The following is a 12,567-nucleotide window of genomic DNA, read 5'->3' as shown; positions in this document are numbered from 1 at the left end:
GATGATAACATTAAAAGGTGTGCAGAAGAAATATCGGAATAAAACCATTTTCCAGTCTCTTAATATGACATTTGAAGATAAACAGTTAACTGTCTTATTAGGTGAAAATGGCGCTGGTAAATCAACGCTATTGAACATTATTTCAGGGCTAGAACAATCCGACCAAGGTGAAATTACCTACTTTGGTCAAAAGTTATCTAAAAAACAATTGCAAGAGAATATAGGATATGTACCTCAAGCTATTGCATTATTTGAACATATGACAGTCAATGAAAATATTAACTGTTTCAAAGCATTATGTAAACGATCGATATCTGACGATTTAATTATGAAATATATAAAACAATTAAATTTAAAAGATTTACATGTTACAGTTTCAAATTTATCTGGGGGCACTCAACGTAAAGTAAATGTACTGATTGGTTTGTTAAGCCAACCTCAAATACTCATCTTAGATGAACCTACTGTAGGTATAGATTTAAAATCTAGGTATGATATTCATCGCTTGTTAAACCAAATGAAGCATGAATGCTTGATTATATTGACCACGCATCATTTAGACGAGGTAGAAGCATTGGCAGATTGTATTAAAGTTATAGGTTCTGATCCTTTCTACAAAGACGTATTACAAGATAAACAATGGCGATATGAAAGCTATGAACAATAAATATCCATATTTAAGTGAAAAGTATATTGGTTATCGCAGATGGATATCCTTTCTAAAAGTGAGATTTTAACTTTGAAAGAGGTCAATACGTCAATAACGATATACTTTTTACTTACCATAAAATAACAACGTTGTTATTTTGAAGAAAAAAAGATATAATATACACCTATGAATTCGTTTTCATTTTTGAAAAAGTATGTTTGGAGGATTTAAGTTGTCATTTTTGAGTGAAAATTTACCGTTAATATCGCTTGTGTTAGGTGTAGCTTTATTATTATTTTTAAATATAAAATTAAAAATCAATAGTATTTTCTCTTTGATTTTTGCAGCAATTGCTGTGGGTTTAATCAATGGTATGAAACCCATGGCTATATTAGACACAATAAAAGAAGGGCTAGGGTCAACACTCGGCAGCCTTGCGCTTATTATTGGTTTTGGCGCGATTTTAGGCAAACTAATGGTCGATTCAGGCGCGGCCCAACGCATAGCTTCTACATTGATAGATAAATTTGGTTCTAAGCATGTACATTGGGCACTTATTATTATAGGTGCTGTTTTTGGTATTTCTGTGTTTTATGAAGTAGCATTTATGATTTTGGCACCTTTAGTTATAAGTATTGCCGTAGAAGCCAAAATGCCATTTATGAAATTAGCGATTACTATGGTAGCCGCTACTACTTTATCTCATAGCCTGTTTCCACCACAAGCAGGGCCGACTGCACTTGTAGATGCGTACCAAGCTGATATGGGTATGGTCTATATTTTAGGGATGATTGTTTTTATACCAGGTGTAATGATTGCAGGTATACTCTTACCAAAAATCATGAAAAAATTGGACTACCCCGTACCGCCTTTGTTGAAAAAAAGTAAGGAATTTAGTGAAGAAGAAATGCCTAACTTCGGTTTGAGTTTGTTAATACCATTAATTCCTGCTATTTTAATTTCAATTTCAACAATATTGAACATGTTTGTAACTGAAGATACTTTGTTACACGAAATTGTATCATTTATTGGGAGCGCAGAAATTAGCCTTATTATAGCCATTATTGCATCTGTCATTGTCTTTGGGTTAAGAAAAGGCAAAAAGATGGATGAAATGATGAAGTCATTTGAAAATGGATTAAAAGGTGTAGCAACAATCATATTTATTGTAGGTGCGGGTGGTGCTTTCAAAGAAATCATTTTAAAAGCAAATGTCGGTGACTATATTGCAGGTATTATGCAAAATACGGCTATATCACCACTTATTATGGCTTGGTTAATTACAGCGTTAATACGTATTGCGACAGGGCAAGGTGTTGTTTCAGCAATAACTGCAGCAGGCATTGTTGGCCCTCTGATTCCTACCTTTAATGTAAACCCAGTACTAATGGTTTTAGCAACTGCTGCCGGTAGTAATACTATCACGCATGTAAATGATGCTTCATTCTGGTTGTTTAAAGAATACTTTAATATATCGATCAAAGATACCTTTAAAACATGGGGGCTTTTATTGTTAACAACGTCTGTTGTAGGTTTAATCGTTGTGTTGATTATGGATTTATTTATATAAAAATGATGTTGAAAAGTAGAGGGACAATGTACTAGTTCCTCCTATGATAAACGATGCTAATGCAAATAGGTTTGCATGCTTTTCGTAGGCATACATGTGTAAGAGGATGAGACATAGATAATGTTTCATCCTTAAATATTGGCAGTAGATGACTGAAATGATAATACGCTTATATCAAGCTTTTAAAGTGGCATTTTTTAATTGATTAGGTTGATGGCGCTCACGCAAACGTTTTATCTTTTCCATGCTTTTTTCTAGTCATCATTGCCGGGGCGGGCAGAAATCATTTTATAAAAATATGATTTTTGTTCCGCTCCTTTCTTTTATTTTATAAAGATAGGCCATACTGTGTCTTATGAAGATAGAATTAACTATTTGGAACTAAGTGCACCACATTGGAGTAAGTTTAAAGTACCGTAACTTTATCTTTAAAATGATTTAATTTAGCTGTTTCAATAAGACCATCGCTAATAAAATAATCTAAAGTAGCTATGTCACAAATTTTTACTGTAACGATTTTATCTATTTTTGAACTATCTGCAGTTAAATAAGTATGTTTGGAAATATCTAAAATTTTTCTACGCGTTTCAACTTCTTCTAAATTATAATCGGTAACCCCTTTGTCTAGGGATACCCCGCTGCAACAAATGAACGATTTATCGATATTTAATTGGTCAAAATTAAATAAAAAATCAAAACTGGTGATAGAATGTTCAGACTGTCGCACTTTCCCTCCGATACTTATAATTGTATGACCTTGATTTAATGCTTGTAACATAACAGGTATTGAGTTTGTAATAATTGTTAAGTTTTTCAGTTTATAAAGGTGTTTAGCGATTTGTAAAGTGGTAGACCCGCTATCTAAGAATATACAATCTCCCTCCGATATTTCTGCAATTGCTTTTAAAGCAATTGTATTTTTTTTATTTATATTTAAGTCTAAACGTTGTTCAATAATAGATTCACCATTGGACGACTGTTTAAGACGAATGCCGCCATACTCTTTCGTGATTAAGTCATCTTTGACTAATTGTTGAATATCTCTTCTTAATGTTTCCATAGAAATTTGTAATGCATCTTTAAGTGATTTTAATTTTAAAAATTCATCTTTTTCAAGCTTTTCAAGGATTTTTTTTCTTCTTTCTGTAGGTAACAACAAGATTCCCCTCCTTATATAATTGAAAATTAGTAAATAGTTTGTAATAATATGTTCAAAAGTTATTCATTTTTTACAATTAATTAATACTGAATCAATAAACATATTCTATACTTTTAGTATAACAAATAGGAGGTGTTAGCTGTGCTGCAATTGCGAAATATTAGCAAAAGCTATAACGATAATAACGTACTTAAAGATATTAACCTATCTATTGAAAAAGGAGAAATAGTTAGTTTATTGGGACCCAGTGGGTGTGGAAAGACGACGTTGTTAAATGTGATTCTAGGGTTAACAGAGGTGACACAAGGCCAAATTCTATACAATAATAGAGAGATACAACGTAAACCAATGCAAAAACGAAACTTCAATATTGTCTTTCAAGATTTTTGTTTATTTCCTCATTTGAGTGCCTATGAAAATATAGTCTATGGTTTAAAAAATATAAAAAAGTGTATTCATGATAAAAGGGTAACCGATTTAATTGAACTATTAGCGCTAAGGCCTCATTTAAATAAGAAAGTTCATGAATTGTCTGGTGGTCAAAAGCAACGTGTATCCATTGCACGTACGATTGTAATGGAGCCTGAAATCTTATTGATGGATGAGCCTTTAAGTGCACTAGATAGCGTGATAAAAGAATCCATTAAAGATATGATCCAAAGGATTTCTAAGACACTCTCTCTTACTACTATTATTGTTACACATGACCCAGAAGAGGCATTAACAATGGCAGATAAAGTAGTCGTGATTGAGAACGGGGAAGTTGCACAATTTGGTACACCAAATGATATTCTTAATCATCCTAAGAGCGAATTTGTTGAAAGATTTATATTAAAACAATTGAAAATTAAAAGAGATCATATATATCGTTTATTTGGTGATCGCCATGGCGCATAAGTTATGGTCACAACGCATTACCTTTAGTTTAATTTTACTTTTTTTCATTGTATTTTTATTTTTACCCATCATTTATTTATTAGGACGTTCATTTTTTTAGAAGGCCAATTGACACTGTATCATTACAAAAACATTTTCACTAATCTCGAAATAGTCGATGCACTTTTTAATAGTCTGAAGATATCTTCAAGTGCAGCTATCGTTACTACGATGATTGCATTCTTTATGTCTTACGCCATCCATATGACACATTCACCAAAATGGATACAGTCATATATTAAGCGTATGACGTTAATGCCAATGCTTGTCCCTACAATTACATATGGTTTTATTTTAATGTATTTATTTGGAAATGAAGGCATTTTAGCAAATATATTGGGTGAACTTCCGTTTACAATTTATGGCAAAAATGGTTTGTTCATTGGCTATATCATTTATACGTTGCCTGCTGCCTATCTTATCATTTCTAATGCTTTTAATTATGTTGATCATCGCTTTTATTACATTTCATCACTGATGAAAGATGGCAAGATAAGAAGGTTTTACCATACGCTATTAAGACCATTACTAGTACCAATTGGTAATGCTTTTGTTTTATCATTTATTTTAAGTTTCACTGATTTTGGCATACCCGCTTCAATTGGAGCAAATTATAGTGTGATATCAACGACACTTTATCAAATGATATTAGGATCTATTCCCAAATTTGCTGAAGGTGCTGTGATTGCAATGCTTATGCTTATACCTGCAATGCTAGGATTTATATTTCTAACAGCAATTGAAAGATGGAATGTCCAACAACAAGCTATAAATCATACCAGTTTACCTCAAAGAAAATGGCATGATAGGGGGATTAATTTATTTGCCGTTTTAATTGCAACCATTATTTTATTGATTTTCTTAGTTATGTTTGTCGTTCCTTTTACTGAAGACTATCCATATCAATTAGCGTTTACGTTGAAACATATTATAAATGTGATCAAGGATGAAATTTTATTAGATGTTTATATACAATCTCTATTTGTAGCGGTAGCAACTGCATTTTTGGGCAGCATCATTAGTTTCACGGGTGCATTAATCACTGTGAGAACAAAAGTAAAAGGTAGGCAGATGTTAAATATGATTTCTCTAATCACTAACACTGTGCCAGGTATGATATTAGGACTTTCTTATTTATTGTTTTTTCAAAATAGCTCAATTAAAGGCACGTTATTGATTGTAGTTTTTAGTATTATTGTTCATTACTATACAACCCCCTATGTGATGGCGAAAAGTGCGTTAGAAAAGTTAAATCATTCGTGGGACATAACGAGTACACTTTTACAAGATCAATGGCATGAGACGATATTTAAAATCATTTTACCGAATATGAAAATAACAATCGTTGAAATAATGAATTATTACTTTATCAATGCAATGGTTACGATTAGTGGTGTTATATTTTTAGTTTCCACTTCAACCCAACTCGTATCGACTGAAATAAATCAGTTACAACATTTTAATCGCTTTACGGATATATTTATTTTGTCGATTTTAATTTTCCTTACCAATGTATGTATACGAAGTATAAGTAGCGGTTGGCTACATTATCTAGAAAAGAAAGGATGAGCCTAATGAAAAGTAAGTGGAAAATCATTGTGCTTGGTCTAATCACTGTCATTATCCTATATTTTTCCTTTTTTGGACTTGGTTCATCTACAGATAAAGTAGTCATTTCAACGAATGCAGACGAAGAGGCTATTACTGTCATGGAAAAAGCTTTAGACCGTAATGGTTTTAAAGGAGAATATATCGTCCAACCGCAATCGACTGCTGAATTAGGTGGGAAAATGATGGCGGAAGGAAAAAATATAGAAGCAGATATTATTACGCAAGCAACCTATTATTTGGAAAGTGCACAGAGAGAAAATAACATGTTTACTGATGTTGAAGGTACAAATAAAAAGACAACAGATACTTACCCAGATTATATTACACCACTGTTAGGTAATATGGGTTCTTTATTTGTTAATACAGAGGTTATCAAGGAAAAAGGATTAGAAACACCGGAATCTATCCATTCATTAACAAATACGCAATATAAAAATCAAGTAGCAATGCCGAACGTCATTGACTCTTCCACAGGATGGTTGGTGATACAAAGTATCTTAAATGAATATGGCAATAAAGAGGGGCAGAAGATACTAACACAACTCTTGAACAATGTCGGTCCTCATTTAGAAAGTTCAGGGTCTGGGCCGCTTAAAAAAGTTGAATCTGGAGAGGCAGCTATCGGTGTAGGGTTACGTTCACAAGCTATTGATGCCGAGAAAAAAGGCAAACCCATTCGTTATATTGATCCGACAGAAGGTAACTTTTCGTTAGTAGAAGGTGCAGCAGTTGTTAATAAAGGAGGTGAAAAGCAACAGAAAGCTGAGAAAATGATTCGTGTTATACAAAAATACGGGCGTAAAGATTTATTAGAACAATACCCAGTGCCTCTTTATAAAGGGGAGAAAGTCGAAAAACAGCAACAACCTACTTACCCCAAAAAGTGGAATGGTAGATTAACGATAGATTTATTAGGGGAACATCAAGAAATATTCCAAGAAGCTAAAAAGGAAGCGCAAAACTAACAATGTATAGGAGTGATTAAATGGAACAATTAAAATTATTAACGCCAGGACCTTTGACAACGAGTGATACAGTGAAACGTGAAATGCTAATAGACCGTTGCACATGGGATGATGACTATAAAAATTTAACACAAAGTATTCAACAACGCTTATTAGATATTGCAAAAGTAGACGCTCAAAATTATACATCTATTTTACAACAAGGGAGTGGAAGTTTTGTCGTAGAAAGTATTATTCAAACGGCGTTGTCCCCAACAGATCATATACTGATTATAAGTAATGGTGCGTATGGGAAGAGAATGATAGAAATGGCATATGCTACAGGAAAGAACGTAACTGAGTTAAACCTACCATACAATGAGGCGCCTTCCGTTGGAAAAGTCAAACAGCTTTTAGAAAAAGATGCAACACTAACGCATATTGCTGTGGTGCATTGCGAAACTACGACAGGTATTTTGAACCCTATAGAAGCAATTTGTGAGCTGGCACGAAAGTTTGATAAGAAAATAATTATAGATGCTATGAGTAGTTTTGGCGGTATCCCAATTGAGGTTGAAGAGTTAGACATAGATTTTTTAGTTAGTAGTGCAAATAAATGCATACAAGGTGTGCCTGGCTTTGGATTTGTTATTGCTAAAAGACAAAGTTTAGAACAAACGAAAGGAAATGCAAGAAGTGTATCTCTTGATTTATATGAACAGTGGTCTGTAATGAAAGACAGTGGTAAATGGCGTTATACATCTCCAACACATGTAGTGGCAGCATTTTATCAAGCAATTATAGAATTAGAAAATGAAGGCGGCGTTCATGTTCGTAATGAAAGATATGCTTCTAATAATCAATTCGTTATTCAATCTATGAAACGTTTGGGGTTTGAACCGTATATAGACAATCAATATCAATCACCAATCATTACTACTTTTTTATACCCAAATCAAAATTTTGATTTTGATTGCTTTTATGAATATATGAAAAAACATCATTTTGTATTATATCCTGGGAAATTAATGGAAACGCCTTCCTTTAGGATTGGAAACATTGGAGATTTACATCGTCAAGATTTTGAAAATATGATTCAGCATATAGAAAATTATAAATTAAAGGAGTAAATATTTATGACTAAAATAAAAGGTATTATTATGGATTGGGCGGGGACGACGATAGATTTTGGGTGTTTTGCGCCAGTAAATGTATTTGTTGATATTTTTAAAAAAGCGGGAATTGAGGTTACGATTGAAGAAGCTAGAGAGCCCATGGGAATGTTAAAGCGTGACCATATCAAAGCGATGACTGAAATGCCACGTATTCATCAAGCTTGGAGAGATGAATTTGATAATGTGCCGACAGAAAAAGATATCGACCAATTATATGCTCATTTTGAAAATGCGTTGATGAAGCAACTTAAATCATTTACGCATCTTATACCAGACGTGAATGATACTATAAGTGCACTGCAAGCAGAAGGTTACCTTATTGGTTCTACTACAGGGTATACTAAAGAAATGATGGAAGTCGTTGCTCCTGAAGCTAAACGTAAAGGATATGCACCTCATAATATAGTTACAGCAGAACAAGTAGATGGTTATGGTAGACCATATCCATACATGATTTTCAAAAATATTCAACAACTTAAATTATCCTCTGTTAAAGAAGTGATTAAATTAGGTGATACGGCTTCTGATATTAAAGAAGCTATCAACGCAGGGGTGACAGCTGTAGGTGTTATTAAAGGGAGTTCCGTTGTTGGATTGAATGAACAACAATGGAATGATTTAACAGAACATGAACGAAACACCTATATTGAAGAAGCAACGCATATATTTAAGCAAAATAATGCAGACTATATAATAAAAGATATCACACAATTACCACAATTATTAAAACAACTTAATGCTTGATCATGTTAATTAAAATAAAAACACAATTTCATACCTTCTATATATGCAAATTGTATACAATTAGTTACTTGTATCTATTGAAAAATCAGAAAATTTCAATAGATACATTTTTTATTGTATTAACAGTTTTTAAAGCATATTACATAAGATTTTTTTGAAATAAACCTTTGACTTATTACATATAAAAGTGTATTATTTATGAATATTAATTCAAAAATAAGAATAATAATAAGAGGTTGGTGGATTTAGTGAATAATCTATTTGATTTAACAGACCATTACAGTTCGAATAACTATAGCCCTTTGAAATTAGCATTAGCTAAAGGTAAAGGCGCTCAAGTTTGGGATGTGGAAGGCAAGCGTTATATTGATTGCATAGCTGGATTTTCAGTGGTTAATCAAGGACATTGTCATCCTAAAATTATTGAAGCTTTCCAAGCGCAAAGTGAACAGATTACAATGGTGTCTCGTGCATTATATAGTGACAACTTAGGTCAATGGGAAGAAAAAATTTGTAAGTTAGCTAATAAAGACAAAGTGTTACCTATGAACACTGGTACTGAAGCAGTTGAAACAGCAATTAAGATCGCGCGTAAATGGGGTTCGGATGTTAAAGGTATTAAAGAAAATGAAAGTGAAATCATTGCTATGAATGGTAACTTTCATGGTCGTACATTAGGTGCTTTATCTCTGTCTGCACAAGATAGTTATAAAGATGGATTTGGCCCATTATTAGGTAATGTGAATTATATAGATTTTGGAGATATTGAATATTTAAAAACATTGATTAATGATCATACCTCCGCTATTATTTTAGAACCCATACAAGGTGAGGGTGGTGTCAATATACCACCAGACTATTTTATACAGGAAGTCCGTAATTTATGTGATCAACATAATATTTTATTAGTTGCAGATGAAATTCAGGTTGGCCTGGGCAGAACTGGCAAAATGTTTGCTATGGAATGGGAAGACGTAGAACCAGATATTTATTTATTAGGTAAATCATTGGGTGGCGGACTTTATCCTATTTCAGCAATACTAGCAAATGAAGCTGTTATGAACGTATTAACGCCAGGCACACACGGTTCTACATTTGGGGGAAACCCACTTGCATGCGCTGTTTCAATGGCTGCATTAGATGTGTTGATTGATGAAAATTTAATTGAACGTTCAGCTAAATTAGGGCAATTATTGCTTAATCAATTACAGCTTATCGATAGCCCAATTATTTATGATGTCAGGGGGAGAGGATTGTTTATTGGTATTGAATTGACAGAACAAGCACAACCCTATTGTTTAGAAATGATTGAAAAAGGTGTGCTATGCAAAGAAACACAAGGCAATATTATTAGAATTGCACCGCCTTTAGTAATTAATGAAGCGGAAATCAATAAAGTGATTGAAGTAATTAGTGAAGTACTTGAAAAGAATAAAATAACATCTTAAAAATTCCGAATTTTCAGAAAGGAAGAGTGAAATGATAGAAATTGGGATAGTTGGAGGAAGCGGTTATGGTGCGGTTGAACTGATTCGATTATTACAGCATCATCCAAATGTAACGATTAAATATGTATTTTCACATTCTAAAAACGATGAACCGATAAGTGAGACGTTCCCTCATTTAAGTCATTTAATATTAAATTATACTGCATTAGATGAAAAGGGTGTGTCTTGTGATGTTGTGTTTTTTGCTACACCATCCAATGTAAGTAAACATTTAGCACCAGATTTAGTGGATAAAGGTGTTAAAGTGATTGATTTATCGGGAGATTTTAGGCTATCAAATCGACATATGTATAAAACATTTTACGGAGAGGAAGCCGCTCCGCAACAGCAACTAGATGCAGCCAGTTATAGTATTGCAGAATGGAGCGAAGTGGATTGGCAACATACAAAGCTAATAGCTAATCCGGGTTGTTTCCCTACTTCAATTTTATTAGCTTTGCATCCGCTCGTTGTTCAAGAAGTTATTGATACTGAGTCGATTATTATTGATTCGAAAACAGGCGTTTCAGGTGCAGGGCGTTCATTAGCACAACATGTACATTATGCTGAGATGAATGAAAATTTCAGCGCATATGCTATAGGAAAACATAAACATAAACCTGAAATTGAACAATATATCTCAACGTTATCAGGGAAAGATATCAATGTTACATTCACACCACATCTTGTGCCGATGACGCGTGGTATTCTCTCAACGATTTATGTAAAGTTAAATGAGTACACAACGACAGAGGAACTACAAGCTATTTATAAACAATATTATGATGACAAACCATTTGTGAGGGTTAGGGATATAGGCATATATCCTAAGACAAAAGAAGTTTATGGTAGTAATTTCTGCGATATTGGCATATATGTAGATGAAATAAATCAAATGGCTATTATTGTTTCCGTTATTGATAATTTAGTTAAAGGCGCAAGCGGTCAAGCAATTCAGAATTTAAATCTACTTTATGGATTGGATGAAACAACTGGTTTGAACCAACTCCCAGTTTATCCTTAATAAAATGAAAGGAGAGATGAGATGAAAGAGATTGAAACGATAGATATGCTTAATCAACTTAATATAGATTTACAAGGGGATGTAGGCTCGCCATTAGGATTTATTGCTGGTGGGCTTCACGTAGGGTTAAGAAGAAAGAAAAGAGATTTTGGATGGATTTATTCTACGACAGAAGCTTCGGCTGCAGGTGTTTATACACTTAACCGTTTTAAAGCGGCACCACTTATAGTGACTGAAGAAACCATATATATGAATCAATCATTACAAGCGATTGTGGTTAACTCAGCTAATGCAAATTCATGTACTGGAGCAAGAGGTTTGCAAGATGCGAAAGATACTCAAGCATGGGCAGCTGAACAATTAAATATAGAACCATATAAAATTGGTGTTGCCTCTACAGGCGTTATTGGCTCGTTTTTACCTATGGAAAAAATTCAATACGGAACTCAGCATATTTTAAACGAAAAATATAATCAGAGCCAATTTTTCAACCAATCTATTTTAACGACTGATACAACAACCAAACACTTATCAGTACAAGTTGAAATTGATGGTAAGACGGTCACGATAGGCGGAACTGCAAAAGGTTCAGGTATGGTGCATCCTAATATGGCAACAATGCTTGGTTTTATCACCACAGATGCGAACGTCGACGCACGTACTTTAGATAACTGTTTAAAACAAGCAACAGATCAATCGTTTAATATGATTACAGTTGATGGAGATACAAGCACTAATGATATGGTACTTTGCATGGCGAACGGCCAAGTTGATCATCAGTCATTAGATGAAAATCATCCTGAATGGCATAAATTTATATATGCCTTCAATTTTGTAAGTCAATATCTTGCCAAATCGATTGCCAAAGACGGCGAAGGGGCTACGAAATTGGTAACAGCTAAAGTCATAGGCGCATATCATGATAAAGAGGCGAAAAAGATTGCTAAAAGTATTGTATCTTCTAATTTAGTGAAAACAGCAATTCATGGAGAAGATGCAAACTTTGGTAGAATTGTCACGGCTATAGGATATGCTTCCAAACATGTAGAACCAAGCGAGACAAATGTTTCTTTATGTCAATTACCAGTGTTAGAGCATGGTATGCATTTACCATTCGATGAGCAGTTGTTAAAAGCGCGTTTAACAGAAGATAATATTGTCATAGAAGTTTCTGTTGGAGATGGCGATGGTGAAGCAGCAGCTTATGGTTGCGATTTATCATATGAATATGTACGTATCAATGCATCGTACAGAACGTAAGGGGTGTA

11 protein-coding genes are annotated in these 12,567 nt (G+C 33.6%); 10 read left to right on the top strand and 1 reads right to left on the bottom strand.

The features are described 5' to 3' along the window. The first annotated feature begins 1 nt into the window (after position 1). Both KA900_RS05585 and KA900_RS05580 read left to right on the top strand, forming a co-directional pair. Positions 2 to 667 carry an ABC transporter ATP-binding protein gene (locus KA900_RS05585; RefSeq protein ID WP_096808273.1) on the top strand — a complete coding sequence of 222 codons (666 nt, stop codon included), beginning with the start codon at positions 2 to 4 and terminating at the stop codon, positions 665 to 667. 214 nt (positions 668 to 881) lie between these two features. After that, positions 882 to 2,219, top strand: a complete 1,338-nt coding sequence (locus KA900_RS05580; protein ID WP_115341855.1) for a gluconate:H+ symporter — start codon at positions 882 to 884, stop codon at positions 2,217 to 2,219. Positions 2,220 to 2,625: 406 nt separating this feature from the next. Here KA900_RS05580 and KA900_RS05575 read toward each other — a convergent pair whose 3' ends face one another. Further along, complete coding sequence (locus tag KA900_RS05575; protein WP_242693550.1) at positions 2,626 to 3,378, bottom strand: DeoR/GlpR family DNA-binding transcription regulator; 753 nt, start codon at positions 3,376 to 3,378, stop codon at positions 2,626 to 2,628. Positions 3,379 to 3,519: 141 nt separating this feature from the next. On the opposite strand from KA900_RS05575, the gene KA900_RS05570 reads away from it, so the two are divergent. From KA900_RS05570 to argJ, 8 genes are all read left to right on the top strand, one after another. Then, complete coding sequence (locus KA900_RS05570; RefSeq protein ID WP_210139352.1) at positions 3,520 to 4,275, top strand: ABC transporter ATP-binding protein; 756 nt, start codon at positions 3,520 to 3,522, stop codon at positions 4,273 to 4,275. 108 nt (positions 4,276 to 4,383) lie between these two features. Beyond that, positions 4,384 to 5,883 carry an ABC transporter permease subunit gene (locus tag KA900_RS05565; protein ID WP_348634574.1) on the top strand — a complete coding sequence of 500 codons (1,500 nt, stop codon included), beginning with the start codon at positions 4,384 to 4,386 and terminating at the stop codon, positions 5,881 to 5,883. Between the two features lie 5 nt (positions 5,884 to 5,888). Further along, entirely contained in the window at positions 5,889 to 6,890 is a 1,002-nt protein-coding gene (locus tag KA900_RS05560) for an extracellular solute-binding protein (RefSeq protein WP_103373084.1), read from the top strand. A gap of 20 nt (positions 6,891 to 6,910) precedes the next feature. Then, on the top strand, positions 6,911 to 7,999 hold the full coding sequence (gene phnW / locus KA900_RS05555; RefSeq protein ID WP_103373083.1) for a 2-aminoethylphosphonate--pyruvate transaminase: 1,089 nt from the start codon (positions 6,911 to 6,913) through the stop codon (positions 7,997 to 7,999). 6 nt (positions 8,000 to 8,005) lie between these two features. Further along, positions 8,006 to 8,788: a phosphonoacetaldehyde hydrolase gene (gene phnX, locus KA900_RS05550; RefSeq protein WP_096808279.1), complete on the top strand. Its 783-nt coding sequence runs from the start codon at positions 8,006 to 8,008 to the stop codon at positions 8,786 to 8,788. Between the two features lie 248 nt (positions 8,789 to 9,036). Next, positions 9,037 to 10,236, top strand: coding sequence for an ornithine--oxo-acid transaminase (gene rocD / locus KA900_RS05545; RefSeq protein ID WP_210139351.1), 1,200 nt, complete (start codon positions 9,037 to 9,039; stop codon positions 10,234 to 10,236). Positions 10,237 to 10,267: 31 nt separating this feature from the next. Then, entirely contained in the window at positions 10,268 to 11,299 is a 1,032-nt protein-coding gene (gene argC / locus KA900_RS05540) for an N-acetyl-gamma-glutamyl-phosphate reductase (protein WP_096808280.1), read from the top strand. Between the two features lie 21 nt (positions 11,300 to 11,320). Then, on the top strand, positions 11,321 to 12,559 hold the full coding sequence (gene argJ, locus KA900_RS05535) for a bifunctional glutamate N-acetyltransferase/amino-acid acetyltransferase ArgJ (protein ID WP_096808281.1): 1,239 nt from the start codon (positions 11,321 to 11,323) through the stop codon (positions 12,557 to 12,559). Positions 12,560 to 12,567: the final 8 nt, after the last annotated feature.

Source organism: Staphylococcus sp. GDY8P120P (assembly GCF_017892065.1).
Taxonomy (GTDB): Bacteria; Bacillota; Bacilli; order Staphylococcales; family Staphylococcaceae; genus Staphylococcus; species Staphylococcus nepalensis.
This window is presented reverse-complemented; position numbering and strand designations above follow the sequence as displayed.

Coding starts and splice junctions, on each gene's coding strand:
- KA900_RS05585 (WP_096808273.1), top strand. CDS start 2: ATGATAACATTAAAAGGTGTGCAGAAGAAATATCGGAATAAAACCATT.
- phnW (WP_103373083.1), top strand. CDS start 6,911: ATGGAACAATTAAAATTATTAACGCCAGGACCTTTGACAACGAGTGAT.
- argC (WP_096808280.1), top strand. CDS start 10,268: ATGATAGAAATTGGGATAGTTGGAGGAAGCGGTTATGGTGCGGTTGAA.
- argJ (WP_096808281.1), top strand. CDS start 11,321: ATGAAAGAGATTGAAACGATAGATATGCTTAATCAACTTAATATAGAT.
- KA900_RS05560 (WP_103373084.1), top strand. CDS start 5,889: ATGAAAAGTAAGTGGAAAATCATTGTGCTTGGTCTAATCACTGTCATT.
- phnX (WP_096808279.1), top strand. CDS start 8,006: ATGACTAAAATAAAAGGTATTATTATGGATTGGGCGGGGACGACGATA.